Origin of the sequence: Croceitalea marina (assembly GCF_042684265.1) — a bacterium.
GTDB classification, from domain to species: Bacteria; Bacteroidota; Bacteroidia; order Flavobacteriales; family Flavobacteriaceae; genus Croceitalea; species Croceitalea marina.
This window is the reverse complement of record NZ_JBHULB010000007.1, coordinates 608572-631773: the sequence shown is the minus strand read 5'-3', so window position 1 is coordinate 631773 and position 23202 is coordinate 608572. Positions and strand designations below refer to the sequence as shown.

Annotated in this window: 23 protein-coding genes; 9 read left to right on the top strand and 14 right to left on the bottom strand. The window is 37.7% G+C overall.

Features of this window, described 5'->3' with window-relative positions; translation table 11 throughout:
* From ACFSQJ_RS06890 to ACFSQJ_RS06875, 4 genes are all read right to left on the bottom strand, one after another.
* Entirely contained in the window at positions 1-999 is a 999-nt protein-coding gene (locus tag ACFSQJ_RS06890; protein WP_377766220.1) for a vWA domain-containing protein, read from the bottom strand.
* Positions 999-2657 carry a hypothetical protein gene (locus ACFSQJ_RS06885; protein WP_377766219.1) on the bottom strand — a complete coding sequence of 553 codons (1659 nt, stop codon included), beginning with the start codon at positions 2655-2657 and terminating at the stop codon, positions 999-1001. The genes ACFSQJ_RS06890 and ACFSQJ_RS06885 overlap by 1 nt, the downstream gene beginning before the upstream one ends.
* A gap of 3 nt (positions 2658-2660) precedes the next feature.
* Positions 2661-3527 carry a DUF58 domain-containing protein gene (locus ACFSQJ_RS06880; protein ID WP_350289692.1) on the bottom strand — a complete coding sequence of 289 codons (867 nt, stop codon included), beginning with the start codon at positions 3525-3527 and terminating at the stop codon, positions 2661-2663.
* A gap of 87 nt (positions 3528-3614) precedes the next feature.
* Positions 3615-4616, bottom strand: a complete 1002-nt coding sequence (locus ACFSQJ_RS06875; RefSeq protein ID WP_377766218.1) for an AAA family ATPase — start codon at positions 4614-4616, stop codon at positions 3615-3617.
* A gap of 158 nt (positions 4617-4774) precedes the next feature.
* On the opposite strand from ACFSQJ_RS06875, the gene ACFSQJ_RS06870 reads away from it, so the two are divergent.
* The 3 genes from ACFSQJ_RS06870 (at position 4775) to ACFSQJ_RS06860 (ending at position 7757) form a co-directional block, all read left to right on the top strand.
* Positions 4775-5647, top strand: coding sequence for an aldo/keto reductase (locus ACFSQJ_RS06870; RefSeq protein WP_377766217.1), 873 nt, complete (start codon positions 4775-4777; stop codon positions 5645-5647).
* A 13-nt stretch (positions 5648-5660) separates the two neighbouring features.
* Positions 5661-6410, top strand: coding sequence for an SDR family NAD(P)-dependent oxidoreductase (locus ACFSQJ_RS06865; RefSeq protein WP_377766216.1), 750 nt, complete (start codon positions 5661-5663; stop codon positions 6408-6410).
* A gap of 210 nt (positions 6411-6620) precedes the next feature.
* Positions 6621-7757 (top strand): ATP-binding protein, encoded by a 1137-nt coding sequence (locus tag ACFSQJ_RS06860; RefSeq protein WP_377766215.1) that lies wholly within the window; start codon positions 6621-6623, stop codon positions 7755-7757.
* Here the strand turns inward: ACFSQJ_RS06860 and ACFSQJ_RS06855 are convergent.
* Positions 7754-9679, bottom strand: a complete 1926-nt coding sequence (locus ACFSQJ_RS06855; RefSeq protein ID WP_377766214.1) for an amylosucrase — start codon at positions 9677-9679, stop codon at positions 7754-7756. The genes ACFSQJ_RS06860 and ACFSQJ_RS06855 overlap by 4 nt on opposite strands.
* Positions 9680-10624, bottom strand: coding sequence for a carbohydrate kinase family protein (locus ACFSQJ_RS06850; RefSeq protein WP_377766213.1), 945 nt, complete (start codon positions 10622-10624; stop codon positions 9680-9682).
* A gap of 149 nt (positions 10625-10773) precedes the next feature.
* Between ACFSQJ_RS06850 and ACFSQJ_RS06845 the strand changes: the two genes are divergently transcribed.
* Complete coding sequence (locus tag ACFSQJ_RS06845; RefSeq protein ID WP_377766212.1) at positions 10774-11499, top strand: metallophosphoesterase; 726 nt, start codon at positions 10774-10776, stop codon at positions 11497-11499.
* Between the two features lie 54 nt (positions 11500-11553).
* Positions 11554-12549 carry an acyl-ACP desaturase gene (locus tag ACFSQJ_RS06840; RefSeq protein WP_377766211.1) on the top strand — a complete coding sequence of 332 codons (996 nt, stop codon included), beginning with the start codon at positions 11554-11556 and terminating at the stop codon, positions 12547-12549.
* Positions 12550-12604: 55 nt separating this feature from the next.
* Here the strand turns inward: ACFSQJ_RS06840 and ACFSQJ_RS06835 are convergent, their stop codons facing one another.
* The 7 genes from ACFSQJ_RS06835 to ACFSQJ_RS06805 form a co-directional block, all read right to left on the bottom strand.
* Entirely contained in the window at positions 12605-13174 is a 570-nt protein-coding gene (locus tag ACFSQJ_RS06835) for a hypothetical protein (protein WP_377766210.1), read from the bottom strand.
* A gap of 26 nt (positions 13175-13200) precedes the next feature.
* Positions 13201-14118 carry an OmpA family protein gene (locus ACFSQJ_RS06830; protein ID WP_377766209.1) on the bottom strand — a complete coding sequence of 306 codons (918 nt, stop codon included), beginning with the start codon at positions 14116-14118 and terminating at the stop codon, positions 13201-13203.
* Positions 14119-14562: 444 nt separating this feature from the next.
* The gene (gene amaB / locus ACFSQJ_RS06825; RefSeq protein ID WP_377766208.1) at positions 14563-16116 is read right to left on the bottom strand and encodes an L-piperidine-6-carboxylate dehydrogenase; all 1554 of its coding nucleotides are present in this window, start codon (positions 16114-16116) and stop codon (positions 14563-14565) included.
* 87 nt (positions 16117-16203) lie between these two features.
* Entirely contained in the window at positions 16204-16572 is a 369-nt protein-coding gene (locus ACFSQJ_RS06820; RefSeq protein ID WP_377766207.1) for a DUF1304 domain-containing protein, read from the bottom strand.
* 132 nt (positions 16573-16704) lie between these two features.
* Entirely contained in the window at positions 16705-17208 is a 504-nt protein-coding gene (locus tag ACFSQJ_RS06815) for a CAP domain-containing protein (protein WP_377766206.1), read from the bottom strand.
* A 302-nt stretch (positions 17209-17510) separates the two neighbouring features.
* Entirely contained in the window at positions 17511-17990 is a 480-nt protein-coding gene (locus ACFSQJ_RS06810; protein ID WP_377766205.1) for a CAP domain-containing protein, read from the bottom strand.
* Positions 17991-18154: 164 nt separating this feature from the next.
* Positions 18155-18664, bottom strand: a complete 510-nt coding sequence (locus ACFSQJ_RS06805) for a CvpA family protein (protein ID WP_377766204.1) — start codon at positions 18662-18664, stop codon at positions 18155-18157.
* A 61-nt stretch (positions 18665-18725) separates the two neighbouring features.
* On the opposite strand from ACFSQJ_RS06805, the gene ACFSQJ_RS06800 reads away from it, so the two are divergent.
* From ACFSQJ_RS06800 to ACFSQJ_RS06790, 3 genes are all read left to right on the top strand, one after another.
* Positions 18726-19082 carry a hypothetical protein gene (locus ACFSQJ_RS06800; RefSeq protein WP_377766203.1) on the top strand — a complete coding sequence of 119 codons (357 nt, stop codon included), beginning with the start codon at positions 18726-18728 and terminating at the stop codon, positions 19080-19082.
* The gene (locus ACFSQJ_RS06795) at positions 19082-19402 is read left to right on the top strand and encodes an antibiotic biosynthesis monooxygenase family protein (RefSeq protein WP_377766202.1); all 321 of its coding nucleotides are present in this window, start codon (positions 19082-19084) and stop codon (positions 19400-19402) included. The genes ACFSQJ_RS06800 and ACFSQJ_RS06795 overlap by 1 nt, the downstream gene beginning before the upstream one ends.
* A 79-nt stretch (positions 19403-19481) precedes the next feature.
* On the top strand, positions 19482-21140 hold the full coding sequence (locus ACFSQJ_RS06790) for a glycerol-3-phosphate dehydrogenase/oxidase (RefSeq protein WP_377766201.1): 1659 nt from the start codon (positions 19482-19484) through the stop codon (positions 21138-21140).
* Here ACFSQJ_RS06790 and ACFSQJ_RS06785 read toward each other — a convergent pair.
* A complete protein-coding gene (locus tag ACFSQJ_RS06785) occupies positions 21137-22126 on the bottom strand; it encodes an NAD(P)H-dependent glycerol-3-phosphate dehydrogenase (protein ID WP_377766200.1) in 990 nt (329 codons plus the stop codon). The two genes, ACFSQJ_RS06790 and ACFSQJ_RS06785, sit on opposite strands and share 4 nt — an antisense overlap.
* Positions 22127-22265: 139 nt before the next feature.
* Between ACFSQJ_RS06785 and ACFSQJ_RS06780 the strand changes: the two genes are divergently transcribed.
* The gene (locus tag ACFSQJ_RS06780; protein ID WP_377766199.1) at positions 22266-23183 is read left to right on the top strand and encodes a nicotinic acid mononucleotide adenyltransferase; all 918 of its coding nucleotides are present in this window, start codon (positions 22266-22268) and stop codon (positions 23181-23183) included.
* Positions 23184-23202: the final 19 nt, after the last annotated feature.

Below are 23202 nucleotides of genomic sequence, written 5' to 3'. Positions count from 1 at the left end.
TTATATAAAACTTTTAAATATTGTTGCTCTTAAGATCCATTCTAATAGTAACAAAATTCCGGCCAGAAACACCCATGGCCTGAACTTTTCTTCGTATTTAGTATACTTGAATTCTTCAATTTCGGTCTTTTCTAACTTATTTATTTCATCATAAATTTCTTCAAGCTTGTCATTGTCGGTTGCCCTAAAGTACTTTCCGCCCGTGAGGTCCGCAATATCTTGTAATAAACCTTCATCGATTTCTACTTGTCGCATTCCGAACTGGAAGGTACCATCACGTTTATAAGCGATAGGTGTAAGTGCGTTTCCGTTCGTTCCTAACCCTATCGTATACGTCTTAATATCGTATTCGACAGCTAGGTCTGCAGCAGTTTGGGGTTCTATAAAACCAGCATTGTTTACACCATCGGTCAAAAGAATAATCACTTTACTAATAGCCTTACTTTCTTTCAGTCTATTGACCGAAGTAGCTAGACCCATACCAATTGCAGTACCGTCTTCAAGCTGACCATAATCGATATCTCTTAACGCGGCTAAAACAATGGACTTATCACTTGTGATGGGTGTTTTGGTATAGCTTTCACCCGCATAGGCCACAAGACCTATTCTATCGTTTGGGCGTTTTCTGATAAAGTCTTCCGCAACATCTTTAAGGGCATCTAACCTATTAGGCTTTAAATCTCTGGCCAGCATACTTGAAGAAACATCTATAGCCATTACAATGTCAATACCCTTTGTGGTTTTCGTTCTAGTAGAAACTTCTTTGGTTTGAGGCCTGGCCAAGGCGCTAATCACCGCGGCAAGTGCTAAAAGTCGCAGCACGAAAAGCAAGGGTTTGAGCTTGGAAAGAAAATTTGAAGTTCTAAACCCTTTGGCACTTGATATTTTTAAAGAAGCTACCTGACTTTTGCGTGTAAGTATGTACCACAATATTGCTAAAGGCAACAGTAACAGCAACCAAAACAATCCGGGATTTGCAAACTCTATATTCTCTAACATTAAGCCTGCGTTTTTACATCGACCGAAGCCAATATTCGTTCAACAATTTTTTCCGCATAGTCATCACCATCTTCCCAAGTCATTAGTACTTGTTGCATAAAACCTTTGCCTCCAAAAAGTACAATGGCGTATTTAATTTTCTTTTTGTCTTTTGATAAGGGGTCTTGGTATTGCCCAGATCCATAGGTCTTTATGCCCTGTACACCAGATTTTGAAACAAATTCTTCTTGTTTTGGAATGATATTTCTAATTCCCTGAGCTTCAAAAGTAGCAAGTGCGTTCCCGATAGCTCCTTCAAAATTGGCCTCTTTTTGTTCTTTGAAAGTGGCCGAACTGGCGGTAACGGAAAAGACACCGAGTGTACTGCCAGAAGAGAATATCTGAATGCTTTTTAGGGCCTCGCGAACTTCATCGGGCAACTCTTGGTCTTGTCTTATTAAAACTTCTGGAGTTTCTATATCTATTGGGGGATAGCCATAAGAACTATTTACCCATTCTCCCTCTAATAAATCTTTTGTGGGATAACCGAAAACAGTGTCTTTAACAGTTTTAAAACCATAATAAGCAAGGGAAGCTCCACCACCAAGTAATACTAAACCACCAAAAACGGCCGCAGCAATATAGATGCGCTTGCGTTGTTTTTTCTTTTCGAGTTCTTCTAGATACGCTTCATTTTGAAGCAATTCTTCTTCTGTGGGTTCAGGGAGTGCTTCTTTGGTTTTAACAACAATATTTTCAACTAAAATGCGGTCTTGTTCGGCTACCGATGTAGGCGGCTTTGATTTCGCGAACTTTACCAAATCTGCTGTTTGTAAAACTTTTTTGAATTGCGTTAAAGTTTCATCTTCAATGGCCAGTTCTCCGGCATCTTTTAAAAGTTCTAATTTTTCAATAAGTTGGTCGGTAGTACTTTCTAGGGCCGATACGTGGGCATCTTCCTCTAAGTAAGAACGTACGATATCGGTAAGTTCCGAATAGTATTTTTTGTATTCATCTTGAATTAAATACCGTGAATTTTCTAACTCTTTCAACTGTAAAAGTGCACGATCAAAAGGCGGTAGCAGGGCTACTTTTTCTTCTTCTGTCAATGGTTTTTTTCTCAAGAAAAACCAGTAGACCAGAGCACCGAGTATAAACACTCCCAATAAAATAAAAAAGGCAATTATCCAGAGTTTGGCATTGTTTTTCTCCACCTCAATGAGCGGTTTAATATCGTATAGCTTCTGCTTTGTGGTATCTACTGCTACATCTCCGACTCTAATTCTAAAAGAATCGGTAAAAAATGGTTCTTCGTTTATGGCAATACGTTGGGGTGGAATAGTATAGGCTCCGCTGTCAAATTGTGTAAGGGCATAAATTCGTTGCAAAGTAACCCTGTCTTTATTTTTTGTGGTATCTATTTTCAGTGCCTCAACCATTTCTACAGGAGAAAAAGTTTGGTCTTCAGGGAAATAAACAAGGTTTAAAGAGTCTGTTTCTACAGTTATTTTGTACTGCATCTGTTCTCCTATCTTAATTGTGGTAGTATCTATCTCAGCTGAAACTCTTGAGTCTTGGGCATAATTAGAAAGAGAAGAAATTAAAAAGCAAAACGTAATAGCCTTGCAAGCGACCCTTGCAAAACATTGAACATTGAACTTTAAATTTTGAACTCTCATGTATTAACCTCTTCGTTTAAAATAGCCCAACAACTTTTTCACATAGCTTTCATCTACGCGGCAATCAATAACACCGCTTCCAGACTTTGTGAATGCATTATTAAAGTAATCCACTTTTTCTAAATGGTAGCGCCAATATTCATGGCGCACTTTTTTTGAGCTAGTATTTACTAATTTGACCCCACCAGTTTCGGTGTCCTGCACCTGAATCATTCCTAGATTCGGAATATATTCTTCTTTTTCGTCATAAACCCGAATACCCGTAACATCATGTTTATTTCCTACAATGCGAAGTGTATTGTCGTAATCATCAGCAATAAAATCTGAGAGAACAAAAACGATTGCCTTTTTCTTCATCACATTGGTAAGAAATTTAAGTGCTTCGGCAATATTGGTTTCTTTACTTTGAGGCTTAAACTCTAGTAGTTCACGAATAATTCTAAGCACATGACTTTTTCCTTTTTTTGGAGGAATAAAAAGCTCTACTTCGTTGGAGAATAAAATAAGACCTACTTTATCATTGTTCTGCATTGCCGAGAAAGCCAGGGTGGCCGATATTTCGGTAAGCACGTCTTTCTTAAACTGATTGGTAGTTGCAAAAAGTTCAGAGCCACTAACATCTACCATGAGCATCATTGTCAGCTCACGCTCTTCTTCAAATACTTTAACGTATGGTTCGTTATAGCGTGCGGTAACATTCCAGTCTATGGAACGTACGTCATCACCAAATTGATATTGCCTTACTTCGCTAAACGTCATACCCCGCCCCTTAAAGGTAGAGTGGTACTCTCCTCCAAAGATATGATCAGACAACCGTCGTGTCTTGATCTCAATCTTCCGTACTTTCTTAAGTAACTCTTTTGTATTCATTTAGTTCAGTAAACAGGGATTAGTATGCAGCGGTCAATGCTTGTAATGCAGCTTTAAGCACTTTTTGCCGTTTCACTGACAACTGATTTAAGGCACTTCAACCTCGTTTACAATCTTGTTTATGATTTCTTCTGAAGTAATATTCTCTGCTTCGGCCTCGTATGTAATTCCTATTCTATGACGAAGAACGTCATGTACGACGGCACGGACGTCTTCGGGAATTACATATCCTCTTCGTTTAATAAATGCATAGCACTTAGAAGCATTGGCAAGGTTGATACTTCCTCTCGGGGAAGCCCCAAAACTAATAAGGGGTTTTAAATTTTCAAGGTTATATTTTTCTGGATATCGAGTAGCAAAAACGATATCAAGAATATATTTTTCAATTTTCTCATCCATATAAACCTCGCGAACTGCCTTTTGGGCACTAAGAATCTGTTTAACGGTAATTACCGGCTTAATGGCCTCACCTCCCCCGTTGAGGTTTTGGCGTATGATCAATTGTTCTTCGTTGAGTTTTGGATAATCTATAACTGTTTTCAGCATAAAACGGTCGACCTGGGCTTCTGGCAAAGGGTAAGTTCCTTCTTGTTCAACAGGGTTTTGCGTAGCCATTACCAAGAATGGAGGCGTTAGTTTAAAAGTCTCATCGCCAATGGTAACCTGCTTTTCTTGCATTGCCTCTAGTAGCGCAGATTGCACTTTTGCGGGCGCACGGTTGATTTCATCTGCCAATACAAAATTGGCAAAAATGGGTCCTTTTTTAATCGAGAAATCGTTCTCTTTTATATTGTAGATCATCGTACCTACAACATCTGCAGGTAAAAGATCAGGGGTAAACTGAATTCTACTAAAACTACCTTTGACAGCCTTTGCCAAGGTATTAATAGCCAATGTTTTTGCTAAACCCGGCACACCTTCCAGTAAAATATGACCTTGCCCTAACAGCCCTATGAGCAGTCGCTCGATCATATGGTTTTGCCCAACAATGGCTTTATTCATTTCCAGTGTAAGTAGGTCTATAAAAGCACTTTCTTGAGCAATTTTTTCGTTTACGGCGCTTATGTCTATCGTAGTATTTTCTTCCATAGGAAATTATGTGATTGCTTATATTTTAATTCAGAATTTTAACAGAGTGCAAAATGAAAATTTATTTAAAATTCACCTGTTAATTATTGGTTAAAAAAACTTTGAAACCCCAAGTTTTATGAAGAGTTTAAGGGATTAATTTTATAAATTCACTGCATATGCAAGAAACTAATTTATACTCAAAAATTATTGCCGGAACCATGACCTGGGGAAGTTGGGGAAAACGGCTTTCAATATCCGAAATAACAGATTTGATGAATTACTGTGTCGAAGTTGGAATTACCACTTTTGACCACGCCGATATTTATGGCGATTATGAAAATGAAACAGACTTTGGAAAGGCCTATGCCAAAAGCGGATTAGACCGGTCAAAAATTCAATTGATAAGTAAGTGTGGTATACAAATGACAAGCGGTCGAAAAAACAAAGTAGCCCATTACCAATATGATGCCGATTATATTATTTGGTCAGCGGAACAATCATTAAAAAAGTTACAAACAGATTACCTAGACTTATTACTCTTGCATAGACCGAGCCCGTTAATGCAACCCGATGAAATCGCCGAGGGTATTCAAAAACTTATGGCTGATGGCAAGATAAAAGCTTTTGGGGTTTCTAATTTCTCACCTTCACAGATAGCAATGCTAGAAACCAGATTATCGGTTACGGGCAATCAAGTAGAGTTCTCATTGACCCATGACCAACCCATGTATGATGGCACTTTTGATGATTGTATTGCTAAAAATAGAATGGCAATGTCTTGGAGTCCGCTGGGAAACTATTTTAGAGAAGAAAATGAGCAGAACTCCCGCATAAAAGCAGTGATGGAAGTTTTAAAAGAAAAGTATAACGCAGACGAAAGTCAGTTGCTTTTGGCCTTTATTTTAAAACATCCTGTAGGAATTTATCCCGTAGTAGGCACGGCAACAAAGGAGCGTTTAAAAGCATCTATGGAAGCGGTTTCCATAGCACTAGAATTAGAAGATTGGTTCGTATTGCTTGAGGCAAGCAAGGGGGAACAAGTACCATAAAAAATTACACATAATGAAAACTGCATTGATTACTGGGGCTACAAGTGGAATAGGAAAAGCTACCGCTGAACTTTTTGCCGAGAATGGTTTCCGATTGATTCTCTGCGGACGTCGACAAGAACGGCTTGACCAACTAAAAAAGAAATTGGAAAACCTTACTGAAGTAACAACATTGAATTTTGATGTTCGTGATAAAAATCTTGTATTCAAAGAGATTGAGTCTTTAAAAGAGCCATTTTCCAACATAGATGTTTTAATTAACAATGCCGGAAATGCCCATGGCTTGGATAAAGTTGATGAAGGAAGCCTTGATGATTGGGATGCTATGTTAGACATCAACGTTAAGGGGCTTTTGTATGTGTCAAAGGCGGTGATGCCACAGATGGTTGCACGTAAAGCGGGGCATATCATAAACATCGGTTCTACGGCTGGCAAAGAAGTCTACCCCAAAGGTAATGTGTATTGTGCCTCAAAACATGCTGTTGATGCCATCAACCAAGGTATGCGATTAGATTTAAATGACTATGACATTCGGGTAGGAGCCATAAATCCTGGTTTGGTAGAAACGGAATTTAGTGAAGTTCGTTTTAAGGGAGATTCAGAAAGGGCAGAAAAAGTGTATCAAGGGTTTGAGGCACTAAGACCTGAAGATATTGCCGATATTATACACTTTGTGGTTACAAGGCCATACCACGTGAACATTGCCGATTTGGTTGTTATGTGTACCGCTCAGGCAAGCAGCACTATCGTGAAAAGAAAATAGTTTCGAGTTGGGAGGAACAAACGAATCAGGGATAGTGGTCAAAATATAGTTATATGTCAGTTCGAGTAATTTTGAGGTACGAAAAATAGTATCGAGAACTAGTTTAGGTGGAAAACTCTTGTTCTCCATACAAAATTTACTCATTTACTATCGCAAATTTCACTCGAACTGAAGAATATCATCAAATTAAATAACAGGTTTATTTTAGCTATGATCAACAAACGCCTTCTTGTAAAAAACCTTCTCGCCCATAACGATGAGAATAGTTTTTATGACAAGAAACGTTTTATCGCAATTGCCGAAAAAGAAGGGAAAGCTAAGTTCTTGAAGCATGTTTGCGCTCTAGCAAATAGCAACCCAGAAAATAACTCTTTTATCGTTGTTGGGGTCGAAGATGAAGACAATAAAATTGTTGGCGTAGATTTCTTTGATGATAGTAAGATTCAGAATCTTGTAAATGCCTATTTAGATAATCCGCCTAAAATTGCCTACGAGAATATTCCTTTTCCGCATTTGCCCGAAGGTAAGGTGGTAGGTTTGGTTACCATTACCTCGAGCGGTAAAGTTTGTGCACTACGAAAGAATATATGGAAGTATTATGGTGGTGCGGTTTTTTTTAGGGAAGGTAGTATCAGCTTACCAAAAGCCTTTGATGTCAAGCTAGAGGACATTAATTCTGAAAAAGTAGCGACCATTGAGCAGCACGCGCGTAATAATATTGAACTGACGCTAGACGGAGTTATCGATTTTATAAATAATCGCCATGCCGATTTAACGAGCAATTACAAGGTTTTTAAGGAACAATTTGTGGTCTGTTGGGCTGGAAATCAAAAAAAGGTCGGAGACGATATGTACTATTCCCGGGTTGATATCGAGCTTATCAATGAACAGGTAAAACTATTTTATTCCGCATTGGATGAAATTACGATATCCTATAATGAAGATTCTTTTACTACTTTGGAATATGTTCAATTGGGACTTGGAAAACAACAAAAATATTACCCTCTCGAAGAGGTAACCATTACATTTTCTGAAAATGGAAAATATACCATCAATAGCAATCTTGTTTTTGAGCCACCCCAATATGATAAAAGGACGCTTCATCATATTTTGAATACAAATAATTCACTGGTTAGAAAGTTGGAAAAAGGACTTGGTTTATCGCCTGCCGAAAAAGAAGATTTAAATCACTTATCGGATACCTATTTGATTTGCTATTTAAATGGTTTTGAAGAGGCAAAAGATCAGATGGAAAAAGCTAGGGTTATTTTAAAGAAGATTGATAAAAGGGTACATCTATCATTAAAAGAGGCGTTGCGGGTTCTAAGAAAAGTGAGGTATAGTTAGAACTTTTTTAACCACAAAAGTTGATAAGGCTTAATTTCAAGAAAACCACTACTTAACTTGGTTTTTTTAGCTGTAATTAAATCTTTAAATTCTTGATTTTTAAGATAGCCAAGTTTTGAAATAAAACTACAATCTATTACTTCAGAAGTATCGTTAAAATTACAGATAATCAATACACCTTTCTTAGCTGTTTTACGCTCAAAAATTAAGATATGATTATTGCCTGTGCTGTGCAAAGTGATGTCATTGTTATCTGCAAAAACCGGGTGTCTTTTGCGTATTTTTATCAATTCTTTTAATGCAAAAAAGATTTCTGATTGTGGTGTTTTTTTAGCTTCTAGATTAGAAACCACCTCCCAATTTTGATAGGGGCGATTTACCCATCTATTATCATCTTTTCTGTCTTTATCTTTTAGAAAAGAATAATCATTCAACGTAGCAATTTCGTCACCTGCATAAATTAAAGGGATTCCACCAAAAGCTAAAATAATACCATGCAGCATAATAATTTTAGCTACAGATTCCCTTATCAAAGTAGTATCATTCTCTTCAATACCTTTTTCTAAGCCTAACAATGATGCAGCACTACCTGTAATTCTGCCATCGCCTGTTTTTGGGTTGTACATAAAGAGCAATCCTTTTGCGGGTGACCAATCTAGTTTTTGACAATAATAGTCGAGCAGAAATTTTCGATGATCTTGCGGATTCCAACCCATTTCATTTATAAAGCGATCATCTAAGCCAAGCCCTATATCATCATGACATCGTATATAATTTATCCATGTGCAGTATTTGGGCTTTTGCGGAATAGTGGTCAAACTTTTTTGTAAAAGAACTGTTTCTTTTGTAGCAATAGCATTCCATAATAAAGCCATTAATGAAGCATTATAGGCAACTTCACATTCGTTGCCAGTTTTGTTACCCTCACCAAAGTATTTAATGATATCGGTTGGGGCTACAATAGCTTCTGCCAATAGAATACTTCCTGGGGCAACAATCTGTAAACACATTCTAAAAAGTGAAGTAAGTACATGTGCTTCAGGAAGGTTTTGAGAGATGGTTCCCATTTTTTTCCATAGAAAAGCTAAAGCATCAAAACGAATGACATCAACCCCAAGATTTACTAGGTTTACCAAATTAGTTAGCATTTCTAGAAAAACTTCAGGATTGGTATAATTTAAATCCCATTGGTAATTATTGAAGCAAGTCATGACCCACTTATTCATCTCTGGCACGAAATTGTAATTGCCAGGTGCGGTTTCAGGAAAGATTTCTGGTAGGTTGTGTTCGAACTCATCAGGAACTTCACGATCCGTATAAGTGTAATAATATTCTTGATATTTTTTATTACCGGCCATTGCCTTTTTGGCCCAAGGATATTCGTTAGAAGTATGGTTTACCACGAAATCTAACATTAGGTACATTTCTTTATCTCGTAGTGCTGCAGTTAGTTTTTCGAAATCTTTTTGGGTTCCGTACTTTTTGTCGATTTGGTCATAACTATTTACGGCATAACCTCCATCATTTTCCCCCTCAGGTCTTGTGGTAAGCGGCATAATATGCAAAAAGTTTATACCTAATTCTTCAAAATAAGGAAGCTTTTTGTGCAGGCCTTTAATGTCTTTGTTAAAGTGGTCTACATAAAGCTGTGTGCCAACCAATTTTTCAGATTGATACCAATTGCCTTTTTTTAAACGAACAATATCAAGCTGTTTTAGATTTTCTGGTCTGGTTTTAAAAAGCTCGTGGAGCTGTTTTAAGAGTTTTTCAAATGTTGGCCTATAATGTTCTTCCGGATATAGGGAAAAAAATAAGTCTTTTATTAAGGTAAGGTTAGTGCTAAAACGTAATTCGAATAGCTCATTTAAACTTTGACCTTCTTTTTTAGAAGAAAGTAGTTTGTGTAATGCGGCTTGATTCATTTAGGCCTCTAGTTGGGTTAAACTGGGTAGCGCTACAATGGCGCCAAACTTGGTTGTGGTAATAGCTCCGGCTTTATTGGCTTTCTCGACCATCTTCAATAGTGCTTGGTCATCATTTAAAAGAGCTTCAATACTGGGTAAAAGGCTAATTTGATAAAGAAGGCAGCCAATAAACGCATCTCCAGCGCCAGTGGTATCTACTGCTGAAACAGCTATGCTGGGTACGGTTTTTTGAAGTGTTTTCGTGCTGACAAAAGTTCCTTCCTTTCCTAAGGTAACGGTAATTATTTCTGCTCCTATCTCATGTAAAAAAGCGCAGGCTTCTTCAACGGTATCTTTGCCTGATAATAGCAAGGCCTCCTCCAAACTAAATTTACACAGGTGAGATTTTTCAATATATGGCATACACTTTTTTGTAAATGTAGCTTCATCATCGCCCCAAAGGTCACTTCTAAAATTTGGGTCAAAAGCGATAAAAGATTCATTGCAAAGCCCATCAAAAAGATAATGTCCGTAAGCTTTTTCAAGAGGCCCGCCAAGTAAGGCAGTAGCTGCGCCAAAGTGCAATATATTTTTTTTGAATTCAGTTTTTATAGAAGAATCGTATTTCAATTGCTCATCGGCACCTCTATTAAAAACAAAATCACGCTCGCCGTCTTCTGCAATAGAGACAAAGGCCAAAGTTGTAAAGATATTTGAACGTTGGGCCATAGAAATATCCACACCTTCATTTTTCAAAACATCCAATAAAAAACTTCCAAAGGAATCTTTGCCGACACAACCTATAAAAGAACTTTTTCCGCCGAGTTTGGCAATGGCACAAGCCACATTGGCCGGTGCACCACCCGCTTTTTTGGTAAAATTCATTGCTTTTGAAAGATTACTACCTTGGTTTTCGGCCACAAAATCAATCAATAATTCACCTATACAAAAGACTCGAGTCATGCCTTCATGATATTTTAATAACACAAGGTACACAGAAAACGTACTTATGACCAAAAAAACAGGGGAAGAGGTGTTTTTTGCGGACAAATTTTACCTTAAGTTTTCAGCACTAAATTTATTTGTGGCTATTATTGTCTAAATATTTAACAATGCGAAGACTTGTAATCGGGGATGTACATTCAGGTAAAAAAGCAATACCCCAACTATTACAGCGGGCCAAGGTTACCCAAAAAGATCACTTGATTTTTTTGGGGGATTATGTAGACTCGTGGAGTGAGGCCTTTGAAACTGTTGCGTATTTAATCGAACTACAGCAAACCCATAACTGTCTTTTTATACGAGGAAACCATGATGAACTTTGCTATGAATGGATGCTAACGGGGGAAGAAAATCCGCAGTGGCTTGCCCATGGCGGAACCGCAACAAGAGATTCGTATCTAAAAGCTGGGAAGGAAAATTGGGGTCCGCACCTTAACTTTTACAAGAATTTGAGAAACAACTATTTAGATAAGGATCAGCGCCTCTATCTTCATGCCGGCTTTACAAATTTGAAAGGAATAGAATATGAATATTTTGATCAATTGTTCTATTGGGATAGAACGCTCTGGGAATTGGCACGCGCCCTAAACCCTAAACTAAAGCAAACTGATAAAGACTTTCCAAAACGATTAACGCATTATAAAGAGATATTTATTGGGCATACCCCAATTTCAAAAACAGGCGTTGCCGTGCCCCAACAAGGAGGAAATGTGTGGAATGTTGACACCGGGGCTGCTTTTAAAGGATCATTGACTATCATGGATGTTGAAACAAAAGCTTTCTGGCAAAGTGACCCTGTTCATTTACTTTATCCAAACGAAAAAGGAAGAAACTAGAAACTTCAACATATTTTTCAAATAATTATAGAGACCTTTGTAAAAATTCCAAAGATGTCCGAAAAGAATATAAGGTTAGAGGTGATGCAAGCTGTAGAGCCACAGGTTGAAGGTTTTATGGAAGATTTTTTGGTAGCCCCAGAAAAAATATGGCAGCCGACCGATTTCTTGCCCGATTCTCAAAAAGACACTTTTTTTGATGAGGTCGAGCAAATTAGGGAAGAATCTAAGGAGTTGGGATATGACTTCTGGGTAACCTTAGTCGCCGACACAATTACAGAAGAAGCATTGCCGACCTATGAATCTTGGTTAATGGATGTAGAAGGAGTAGACCAACATTCTGGCAAGCAAAATGGATGGTCAAAATGGGTTAGGGCATGGACTGCTGAAGAAAATAGGCATGGAGACGTGCTTAATAAATATTTATACTTGTCTGGCAGGGTAAATATGCGCGAAATTGAGATTACTACGCAACACTTGATTGCTGATGGTTTTGATATCGGTACAGATAGAGACCCTTATAAAAACTTCGTCTACACTACTTTTCAAGAATTGGCTACAAATATCTCCCACAAACGTGTTGGTAAAATGGCCAAACAAAAAGGGAACAGTTTGTTAGGTAAAATGTGTACCATAATCGCGGGCGATGAAATGCGTCATCATTTGGCTTATAGAGAATTCGTTAAAACGATTTTAGGCCAAGACCCTAATGGAATGTTGTTGGCTTTTGCAGATATGATGAAAAAGAAGATTGTTATGCCGGCACATTTTTTAAGGGAATCTGGGGGTGAAATAGGTACGGCTTTTGAGCTTTTTTCAAATTGTGCCCAACGACTAGGGGTGTATACCGCACAAGACTATATAGATATTCTCAAAAAACTGAATGACTATTGGGCTATTGGTAACCTAGGACAACTTTCAGATCAAGCTGAAAAGGCCAGGGATTACTTGATGAAATTGCCCGACCGATTACAAAGAATATCTGAACGTATGATTTTTGAACAAGATCAATACAAGTTCAAGTGGGTAGAAGCTAACGGAATGTTATAAAAAAACCGGTCTTATTAAAGACCGGTTTTTTGTTGGTTATTTAGTATTTGGAGAATTATAACTTACCTCCTTTATGTTCATCTTGCCATTTAGCAAGTTTTTTCCAGTCTCCTTTGTAGGCCATTTTCGCTTGTAGTGGCCATGAAGCCGGGTCATGAATACGATAGCGCTCGCCGCCAGAATTTAAAACCTCTTGACATTTAGCGACAGAAGCTTCCGATAAGGCCTTCCAGGTCTTAATATCAAAATTGTGGAAAAGACCTTCTATTTTCGGTCCGATACCTTCAACAACCTTAAGGTCGTCTTGCTTAACCCGCTTGCCAAAGGCAGCTTTGGCGGCACTTGCATCAAAAGCGGCGGCCGCAATGGAAGCTGGCGCAACTTTAGCTTTAGGGGTAGCCTTTTTCTTAGGGGCTACTGCGGCAGGAGCAACAGTCAACTTCTTGTTACAGGCATCTAAGTCTGCTTTTAATTGTGCATTTTTATCCTCTAAGACTTTAAGGTCTGCAGAGTTATCGATTACTTCACTGTTTCCTTTGCCCCAGTAATAGCCTATAATTCCGCAAATTAAACCAGTTAAAAGCGGAATTAACCAGCACCAGATATTCATATTTTCAAAATCCATTTTTATATATTTTAGTATTGTGTTATTTAATTTAGTGTTACAACAGTTCTTCTGTTTTTAGACCTGCCTTCTTCGGTTGCATTGGTCGCAATAGGAGAATCAGGGCCTTTTGAACTAGTCTTGATTTTTGATGCGGTGATTCCGTTTTTTATAAGGTATGCCATAGCAAAATCTGCTCGCTCTAGGCCTAATCGAATATTGGTCGTTCTAGAGCCAGTATTATCGGTATGACCTACGACATTGCATGTGGCGCCATCTACCTTGTCTAGATAACGTGCTATTTTGGCCACTTTTTCACGTTGCTCAGGCGTTAAATTAATAGCTGCTTCACCCGTATTAAAATATAATACTAAGGGGTTCGCCTTGATATCATCATATAGTGCTTTTAATGCTTCGTCAGCATCTTCGGCCTGTGTATTAATTTCATAGGTAATTGGGCCCAAGAGCGTGTCATCGAGAGGGAGGAAATCATTCATCAATTTTCCGAACGTATTTGTCTGTGCAGAAGGTATACCTTGTGAAACAAAATAGTTTTTTACTTTGTTTGCTCGGGCTAAGCCCAAGTTTGGGAAAGCCGTATTATTGGTTTCTTCACTTTTGTATAAGCCTGTGATGTTAATCACTTTGTTAGCGTTTTCTGCCAAATAACCCTTTAATCCTTCTATTCCACTGCCGATAGTATCGGATAGGGGAGTTAAAAAAGAGGCTGAGGAAAGTTTAAAATTGAAATTGTCTTGAACCTCAAAAGCGTAATCCCCATCTTTAAAAGAAAAGGGGAAAGTAGTGGCTTCTGGTTCTTTGGGAGGAACTATCTCTTCTTGTGCTGCTTCAGCATCAGTATCGGCCACTTGGGTTCCGCATTCACTGCAACAGCTTAGATAAAAATAGATTCCTGCTAAGATCGTAATGATCATACCTAATAGATAGGACAGGTTTCTAGTCATGTTAATAGTAATTAGTGTTTAAGACCCCAAAGTATTAAAAATCTCTTAAAAAAAGTTAAATTTTTCAAAGGAATTTCTTAGAAACCAATTAGTTGGATGTTAAAAGGAATCAACACAATTTTTATTCTAGGCGCAAAAAAGGATAAAAAATGACCAAATACACAATTTTCTCTACAAGTTATATGAGTGTTAATTGACCTAAAACATAATAGTAAGAAATTAGAACAAAATTTTGGTAATAACCCTATTTCTCCCGACAAAGTTCCGGCACTGAGATAGGGTTTTCAAATATTAAGTTTGAGTTAGTTAAGTTGGTTTTAGACCGTTGTTCTTAGTGGGGCAGCGGTTTTACTTTTAAGAAGGCCATAGCCTTACCTGATAAAAAAGCTTCCCATTTAAAACTGAATAGGAAGCTTTTTTTAAAGTGTTATATGGTAATAAATATTACAAGTCAAACTTAATTCCCTGTGCTAGGGGCAGCTCTGTTGTATAGTTAATGGTGTTGGTTTGTCTGCGCATATAAATTTTCCATGCATCAGAACCGCTTTCGCGGCCTCCACCCGTTTCTTTTTCACCACCAAAAGCACCGCCAATCTCAGCTCCTGAAGTACCAATATTAACATTGGCGATACCACAATCGCTACCCGACGCAGATAAAAAACGCTCAGCTTCCCTTAGATTGTTTGTCATAATAGCCGAAGACAAGCCTTGTACAACTCCGTTTTGTTGTGCAATGGCGTTTTCTACTTCACCAGAATACTTAAGCAAATATAATATCGGTGCAAAGGTCTCTTCTTGAACAATATTGAAGCTATTATCTGCTTCTACAATTGCAGGTTTTACATAACAACCACTTTCATAGCCATCACCTGAGAGTACACCGCCTTCAACTAAAACAGAGCCCCCTTCTTCTTTTGCTTTTTCTAAAGCATCCGTATATATTTTTGCTGCATCAGTATCTATTAAGGGGCCGACATGATTATTTTCGTCTAAGGGATTTCCAATGCGAAGTTGCTTGTAGGCATCAACTACGGCGTTTTTAACATTACCGTAAACGGATTCATGAATAATTAATCTTCTGGTAGAGGTACAGCGTTGACCGGCGGTACCGACTGCTCCGAAAACAGCGCCTATAACCGTCATTTTTATATCTGCATCGGGGGTAACGATTATAGCATTGTTACCACCAAGTTCTAATAGTGATTTTCCCAATCTTGCGGCTACAGCCTGAGCAACTATTTTACCCATTCTTATGGAACCGGTTGCAGAAATTAAAGGAACTCTTTTATCATTGGTCATTAACTCACCTACTTTGTAATCACCATTTATTAAACATGAGATTCCTTCCGGTAAATTGTTTTGCTTCAAAACATATGCAATAATATTTTGGCAGGCTACACCGCATAATGGTGTTTTTTCCGAAGGTTTCCAAACACAAACATCACCGGAAATCCACGCCAATGCGGTATTCCAAGCCCATACCGCTACCGGAAAGTTAAAGGCAGAAATAATTCCTACAACACCAAGTGGGTGATACTGCTCGTACATGCGATGCCCAGGTCGTTCAGAATGCATGGTAAGGCCATGCAACTGCCTTGAAAGCCCTACGGCAAAATCGCAGATATCAATCATTTCTTGTACCTCTCCAAGACCTTCTTGATATGATTTACCCATTTCATAAGAGACCAATTTACCTAATGGTTCTTTAAGCTCTCTTAGTCTTTCTCCGAACTGGCGGACCATCTCACCTCTTTGAGGTGCGGGCACCGAGCGCCAATCTAAAAAGGCATTAGTAGCTGTATTCAATACTTTTTCATAGTCATCTTTGGTGGTGCTTTTCACTTTTCCGATAAGCGAGCCATCGACTGGGGAATATGATTCAATCAATTCTCCAGAACCAAAATTATTGGAACCTGTTGAGGTTCCTGAATTGATTTCTTTTAGGCCAAGTTGTTCAAGGGCTTTGTCTAAGCCGAAAGTAGCTGCGATTTTTGACATTTTATAACTTTTAAAAAGTGTATTGTTAGATTTTTCACAAAACTACAAAGAATAGTATTGTTAGTTGCGAAGTAGGTAATTCAATATTTAGCGGATGAAAAGCCAAAGAACAATACCGATCAATGCTGGAACTGCCTGGACAAAGAATATTTTCTTTGACACCGAAAACCCGCCATAAATTCCCGCAATTGCAACGCAGGTAAGAAAAAATAAAGCCACGTTGGCCGCCCATAAGGGATTGCCTATAAAAAATGACCAAATTAGACCCGCAGCTAGAAAGCCATTATAGAGCCCTTGATTGGCAGCCATACTTTTGGTAGGCTCGAATAAGTCTGCAGGAAAGTTTCGAAATACCTTTTTCCCTTTCGTAGTCCAAGCAAACATCTCTAGCCATAAAAAATAGAAATGCATTAAGGCGACGATTACTGTTATAACTTTAACTATTATGAGTATCATTCTTCTTTTTTAGAAAGGTATAAAATTATTCTCACAGCAAGTTATAGTGAATAAAAAGGTCTGCATTACCGCAGACCTTTTCTCCAAACCTCAATACTTAATTTAAAACATGTATCTATTTCTTAACCTTATTTATATCTTGAAAAATAGTTGTGTGTAGTATAATTTCCCTTTGTCATCGGCCTTTACGCTTATAGTGGTATGTGTAAAGTCACCTTCTATTGTATCTTTATGTGATTTGCTGTTTAACCAGCCTTTTAATGCTTGTTCGGCTTTTGGATAGTTTTTGGCTACATTTTCTTTTACAACAGAGGCACCCGTTTCGTTAGCTACTGCATTTGCTCTTGAATTAAAGTTGTCATGGCTAATTTTTCCTTCGGCAATCATATAGCTATTATGCTCTTCGGCATACTTATAGGTTTCGTTGCTATATACCAATTTGACCAAGCCCATTTCTTCTCTGTGTGAATTGATTGCTTCAAAAACTTCTTTCTCTACGGTAGAAGCATTTAGCGTTGTACTTTCTAATGCGGTGTTCTCATTTTCGAATAAGGCTTCTTCATTTTCTATTGAAGGTGACGAACAAGAAGCAAGAACAAATATAATAAGTAATAAAAAGATGTAATTTGATTTCATGATTTGGGGGAATCTTTAAATCGTTTTTGTTATTTTTTTGCTTAGCGAAACTACAACTGAACTCCACTTTACACATTAAAAAACCTTTATCTTGATTAAAAATTTCGATAAGCTGCAAAATAAGAACCTATAAGGGCTTATCGATGAAAGACAAGGGCTTTTTCATCGTTGAAAAGCTGCTTTTCATGGCATTTTTAACACTTTATCGCCGTTAATGCCCCTTTCAAGGATGTAAGAAAATACTTGTTATAGAGGAACTGCAAAAAACATCGTTCAGTTACAACAATGTAGTATTCATTTTATCATTTGAAGAAGATTTGTGTAAAGTAAAGGTCACCCTCAGAATTTCTCTTTACACTAATTGCGGTATGCGTATAAATGTCTTCAATATTTTTTTTATGTGATTCGCTCTTTAACCAACCGTTGAAAACCGATTCTGCAGATGAATAATCTTTGGCTACATTTTCGCCAACCCTTTCTGCATTTGCTTCTGACGAAATTCGAGATGCGCGTTGATTAAAATTGTCGTGGCTTAGACTGCCTTTCGCAATCATATAGTCATTATGTTCACCAGCATAAGTATAGGCAACCTCGTTGAAATTTAATTTACTTAGCCCTAGTGTACTTCTGTGAGAATTAACAAGTTCCATTATTTCGGCTTCTAATCTGGTATCGTTAAGGGCCTTGACGGTATTGGTTTCTGCTAGTTCTTCGATTGTGCAAGACAAGGTAAATAGTGCACATGTAAATAAAAGTAGTCTTAAAAATAGTGTCCTGCTCATTCGTATCTTACTTGATAGCGGCAGTTCATAATGAAGATATGGGGTAAACTTCAATGCTCTAAGAAGAGCAGGTTTAAATGTAACTTCTTTGGCAAATTCGAACTAAGGTACTCTTGTGATTTTCGATGTAGTGTATGATTTATAGGAAGAAATACCAAATAAAGCTATTTTTTGGCCTCATCATCAACTTTTTCCTCTTTAAAAACCTGACTAAAAACAAAAGCGCCGATATCTCGAACTGGTTTATAAAGTATCGATTCATTCTGGGTGTCCTTATTAATAAAATTAAAAGATGATGTCGCCTTTTCAAAAAACACAAGCATTGCGCCCAAAATTATAGCTACTTTCAAGGCCCCAAAAATTCCACCGGCAATTTTATTCAGAATCCCCAGCATGGCAAAATCTGCTATTTTGGTAAGTAATTTTCCTGCCAGGCCGACGAGTACAATTATGGCCACAAAAGTGATCAAGAAAGCGGTCACCTTAATATACTTTTCGTTCCATTCCATATTTTGCCATAGATAGTCCCCAGCGATATATGAAAAGTGAATAGCGCCATAAATTCCGGCTACAAGGGCGACCAGAGAAGCAAGTTCTACAAAAAGGCCGTTTTTTAAGCCCTTATAAAGTCCCCACACGAGAAGAATGCCTAAAACGATGTCGAGAAAACTCATGATAATAGTGTTTTGAACAAATATAGGATATTGAATTTGTACCTTTGAATTTTATCTTTTTATGGCCAGAGATACAGTTTTAAAAGAACGATGGGATGTACTTGTAGAAAAACTTTCTGCGCAATTTGCGGATGGTGACCTGTTGGAGTTGGACGCTATTATTTATTTAGTAGGAGTGCAAGAATTAGGGCAATATGAAAAAAAGTACAAGAAAGACGAAAAGGTAAATTTAATGCACATTGCAATTTGTAGATTACTCGAACCTTATGGTTATTATGAGTTCGATTTTTTTGATGATGATGGTTGGCCGCACTACAATATAAAGGAAGAACTACCTCCTTTAAAGGCCGGTGAGCAGACCGTTTTAATGAAAGAGGCGATTGTAAGTTATTTTTTAGAGAAAGAATATATTCAATAATGGAATTAAAAAAGCCTTACTACGCTGTGATTTTTACCAATACAAGAACACCAGGTGATAATGGTTACAGTGAAACCGCGATTAAAATGGAAAAGCTTGCCCGGGAACAACCCGGATTTTTAGATTTTGAAAGTGCTCGTTCGGGTTTAGGAATCGCGATAAGTTACTGGGAATCGCAAGAGGCCATCGTAAACTGGAAGGCTAATTTAGAACACCTTACGGCGCAAGACAGGGGCGTAAAAGAATGGTATTCTTGGTATAAAGTAAGGGTCTGTGTGGTAGAACGAGAATATGACTTTGGCCAAAAGCCCAGTATGTAAGGCAACAAAAAATTAATAATAGCATATTGTAGCATACATATTTTTGCATCTTTGTATAAAATTTATGAAAAAGAACAGCATGATTAGATTTTCTAACCTTGATCGAAAAGAAATTATTCAAGAACTTTCTACTCAAACTTATGATTTGGTTGTAATCGGCGGTGGAATAACAGGAGGGGGAATCGCCCTGGATGCAGCATCTAGGGGCATGAAAGTAGCTTTGGTAGAAAAGGGAGATTTTGCTTCTGGTACCAGCAGCAAGTCGACCAAATTGATACATGGAGGTTTACGCTATCTAAAACAGTTCGATTTTTGGTTGGTAAAAGAAGTGGGTTCGGAGCGCGCCATTGTGCATAAATTGGCCCCACATTTGGTATTGCCCGAGAAAATGCTTCTGCCCCTAATCGATGGAGGTTCTTACGGTAAGTGGTTGACGTCTATTGGGCTTAAAGTCTATGATATTTTGGCTCAGGTGACTGGTGATGATAAAAGACAAATGCTTGAAAAGAAAGAGGCCTTAAAACTAGAGCCGCTTTTGCCTAAAAAGATTCTAAACGGTGCAGGTTACTATGCCGAGTACCGTACCGATGACGCAAGATTGACAATCGAAAATATTAAAACAAGCCTGAATTACGGTGCAAAGGCCTTAAACTATGCTGAAGTTGAGAATTTTATCTATGAAGATGAAAAAGTAGCCGGAGTACAGGTTATGGATGTGGCCACAGGCACACAGTTCAATATCAAGTCGAAATATGTAATAAGTGCCGCTGGCCCTTGGGTTGATGAGTTACGAAGTACTAACAATTCTAAAAAAGGAAAGCGCTTACATTTAACAAAAGGGGTACATCTGGTATTTCCTTTTGAAAAACTTCCAGTAAAACAATCCGTGTATTTCGATATTCCCGATGGTAGAATGATGTTTGCCATCCCTAGAGGAAAAATCACCTATGTCGGCACTACGGATACCAATTTTAATTTGGATAAGGACAATGTTAAAACAGATATCGCGGACGCCATTTATTTGATTTCTGCGGTCAATAATATGTTTCCGGATATCGAATTAGAATTGGATGATATCATTTCTTCATGGGCAGGTCTTAGGCCATTAATTCATGAAGAAGGAAAATCGGCTTCAGAGTTATCACGTAAAGACGAAATCTTTACCTCAGATACTGGATTAGTGAGTATTGCAGGAGGAAAGCTTACAGGGTATCGTAAGATGGCCGAGCGTGTTGTAAATCGTATTTCGAAAAAAATGGAAGAAGAATATGATTTAGATTTCAAGGAATGTAGTACGGATAAAATTCCGTTGTGTGGAAGTCAATTCAAAAAATTCAAACATGTTAAAAAGTATATCGAGGAAGTCTTTTCAAAAATAGAGCCCGATGGCTTTGTGCACTATGATGCTTGGTATCTCGTGACTAATTATGGAAAGCAGACCGAAGAAATACTTGAAGCGTATAAAACCTTCAAAAATAGTGATGCTGGGTTGCGGATGCTACGTGCAGAATTAAAATTTGGTATCGAAAATGAAATGGTTCTGAATCCTATGGATTTCTTCATTCGTAGAACCGGGCGTTTATATTTTGATATAGACAGTATTAGAACCTATATGGAACCTGTATTGGCAGAGTTTAAAAAATCATACGACTACGATGATGCTGAAATTCTAAAGTTTAAGGAAAAGTTGGAAGAAGAGCTGGATTCCCACTCTAATTTCTCCCTAGAAAGGGCTTAATCAATTTTATCGGTTAGTTTTTTAAAGGTTTTTTTTGCGTCTTTATTTTCATACAGAATATCGTAAACCGCATTAATAATAGGAGTTTTACTTTTTTTCTTGTGCTTTTGATTAAGTAGATGCGCACTTTTGCTAGCGTAGTACCCTTCGGCAACCATATTCATTTCCATTTGGGCACTTTTTACAGTATAGCCTTTGCCGATCATATTACCGAACATACGATTACGGCTAAAAGTGGAATATCCGGTAACCAATAAATCTCCTAGATATGCAGAATTATTAATGTTTCGTTTCATTTTATGCACACGGTCAATGAAATGTTTCATTTCACGAATTGCATTGCTCATCAAAACACTTTGAAAATTGTCTCCATAGCCTAAGCCATGGGCAATACCAGCTGCAATTGCATAGATATTTTTTAGCATGGCGGCATATTCGGTACCAATAATGTCGTCTGATATTTTGGTCTTTATATAATGGCTTTGCAAATGAGAGGCGAGCAGTTTTGCTTTTTTTTCATCGGCACTGGCGATTGTAAGATAAGACAAACGTTCTAGGGCTACTTCTTCTGCATGGCAGGGCCCGGTAATGACACCAATATTTTCAAAAGGAATATTATAGTGGTCATGAAAGTGCTCTCCAACAATTAATCCGGTTTCCGGAACTATTCCCTTAATAGCCGAGAAAACAATTTTATTCTCGAGAGATACGGTCAGTTTTTTCAGTTCCGTCTCTAAAAACGCGGATGGAATGGCAAAAACAAGTACTTCTGAAGCTGACACCGCTTCATCTATTACATCGGTCAGCGTAATTCTTTCGTTGTGTAGTTCCACAGAACTTAAATAATTGGGGTTATGCCCCTCTTTTCTGATATGTGCTATAGCATAGACACTTCGCATATACCAAAGCACATCATCAGAATTTTCCGTTAACATTTTTACGATAGCTGTGGCCCAGCTACCACCCCCTAAAACTGTAATCTTCAAATGGAATGTATTAACATCGATTAAAGAGTTAAAGGTAGGTAAATCAAAAAGAATTCATATTAAACATTGATTTTCAAATAGTTATATTTTTTGGCATGATGCTTGAAATTGTATTATCAAATCATTAAAACCAAAAGATATGGGAACAAAAAAACTACTATTCGGATTATTAGGGATCGGACTTATGGCAAGCTCTTGCTATACAGAAGTTATTTTAGATGATACTATAATTGTAGAATCTGCTTTTAATACAGATCAGGCATTGCAGTCTTATGACTTATGGTATGTAGATATTAATGCAACCGAGGGCAATGGAGAAGTACCATTTTTGCAACGTGCATTCACCATTTCTTTTGATAGGGGCATCGTTTATGCAAATAATAATATTGTTGGTATAGGCAAGACCGGTAATGGGCTTGGTATTGATGTTGGTTCATATTCAACATTAAGCGGAGTGGTAGATATTGACCATGATGTAGATGGTTTATGGGCGCTAGAGGTTTTTGCCGTAAACAATTCGACTTTAGAACTTTATGATGCACGCTCTAATACATCGTACTTTTTAAACGGGTATCGACGTAATAATTTTGATTACGACAGGGTGTTTTATGAAAATATAAACTTGTTTCTGCAAGAATATGGCGCATGGGAGAAAACTTTTACAAGTGAAGTTGGTGCAATAAATGAATTTGATGCTGAAAATTACTTGCAGTTCTTTTCAGATAATGGAGGGTATTTTAGATCTTCAATAGACGCATCTAATACTCCCTTACAGAATCTTCAGTGGGATTATGAGGGAGACTATGAAGTGTTTGATACCAATGATGAAACTTTAAAAACTTTAACACTCGATTATGACTTTTTGGGCAATGATTATTTTGAGTTGTACGTTATTGATGATAGTACAATAGAACTGTACCACGTTGCCAGTGAAACGGTTTATGAATTTGGAGGCAGAGGGTTTATACAGTTCTTAAAATCAGATAGTAAGACAGGTAAAAAGCGTGTAAAATCTTCAAATAAAAAGATGAATGTAACGCGAAAACGTAAAATGTAAGGAATATAAATAGTCTACG

Coding starts and splice junctions, on each gene's coding strand:
- ACFSQJ_RS06890 (WP_377766220.1), bottom strand. CDS start 999: ATGTTAGAGAATATAGAGTTTGCAAATCCCGGATTGTTTTGGTTGCTG.
- ACFSQJ_RS06885 (WP_377766219.1), bottom strand. CDS start 2,657: ATGAGAGTTCAAAATTTAAAGTTCAATGTTCAATGTTTTGCAAGGGTC.
- ACFSQJ_RS06880 (WP_350289692.1), bottom strand. CDS start 3,527: ATGAATACAAAAGAGTTACTTAAGAAAGTACGGAAGATTGAGATCAAG.
- ACFSQJ_RS06875 (WP_377766218.1), bottom strand. CDS start 4,616: ATGGAAGAAAATACTACGATAGACATAAGCGCCGTAAACGAAAAAATT.
- ACFSQJ_RS06870 (WP_377766217.1), top strand. CDS start 4,775: ATGCAAGAAACTAATTTATACTCAAAAATTATTGCCGGAACCATGACC.
- ACFSQJ_RS06865 (WP_377766216.1), top strand. CDS start 5,661: ATGAAAACTGCATTGATTACTGGGGCTACAAGTGGAATAGGAAAAGCT.
- ACFSQJ_RS06860 (WP_377766215.1), top strand. CDS start 6,621: ATGATCAACAAACGCCTTCTTGTAAAAAACCTTCTCGCCCATAACGAT.
- ACFSQJ_RS06855 (WP_377766214.1), bottom strand. CDS start 9,679: ATGAATCAAGCCGCATTACACAAACTACTTTCTTCTAAAAAAGAAGGT.
- ACFSQJ_RS06850 (WP_377766213.1), bottom strand. CDS start 10,624: ATGACTCGAGTCTTTTGTATAGGTGAATTATTGATTGATTTTGTGGCC.
- ACFSQJ_RS06845 (WP_377766212.1), top strand. CDS start 10,774: ATGCGAAGACTTGTAATCGGGGATGTACATTCAGGTAAAAAAGCAATA.
- ACFSQJ_RS06840 (WP_377766211.1), top strand. CDS start 11,554: ATGTCCGAAAAGAATATAAGGTTAGAGGTGATGCAAGCTGTAGAGCCA.
- ACFSQJ_RS06835 (WP_377766210.1), bottom strand. CDS start 13,174: ATGGATTTTGAAAATATGAATATCTGGTGCTGGTTAATTCCGCTTTTA.
- ACFSQJ_RS06830 (WP_377766209.1), bottom strand. CDS start 14,118: ATGACTAGAAACCTGTCCTATCTATTAGGTATGATCATTACGATCTTA.
- amaB (WP_377766208.1), bottom strand. CDS start 16,116: ATGTCAAAAATCGCAGCTACTTTCGGCTTAGACAAAGCCCTTGAACAA.
- ACFSQJ_RS06820 (WP_377766207.1), bottom strand. CDS start 16,572: ATGATACTCATAATAGTTAAAGTTATAACAGTAATCGTCGCCTTAATG.
- ACFSQJ_RS06815 (WP_377766206.1), bottom strand. CDS start 17,208: ATGAAATCAAATTACATCTTTTTATTACTTATTATATTTGTTCTTGCT.
- ACFSQJ_RS06810 (WP_377766205.1), bottom strand. CDS start 17,990: ATGAGCAGGACACTATTTTTAAGACTACTTTTATTTACATGTGCACTA.
- ACFSQJ_RS06805 (WP_377766204.1), bottom strand. CDS start 18,664: ATGAGTTTTCTCGACATCGTTTTAGGCATTCTTCTCGTGTGGGGACTT.
- ACFSQJ_RS06800 (WP_377766203.1), top strand. CDS start 18,726: ATGGCCAGAGATACAGTTTTAAAAGAACGATGGGATGTACTTGTAGAA.
- ACFSQJ_RS06795 (WP_377766202.1), top strand. CDS start 19,082: ATGGAATTAAAAAAGCCTTACTACGCTGTGATTTTTACCAATACAAGA.
- ACFSQJ_RS06790 (WP_377766201.1), top strand. CDS start 19,482: ATGATTAGATTTTCTAACCTTGATCGAAAAGAAATTATTCAAGAACTT.
- ACFSQJ_RS06780 (WP_377766199.1), top strand. CDS start 22,266: ATGGGAACAAAAAAACTACTATTCGGATTATTAGGGATCGGACTTATG.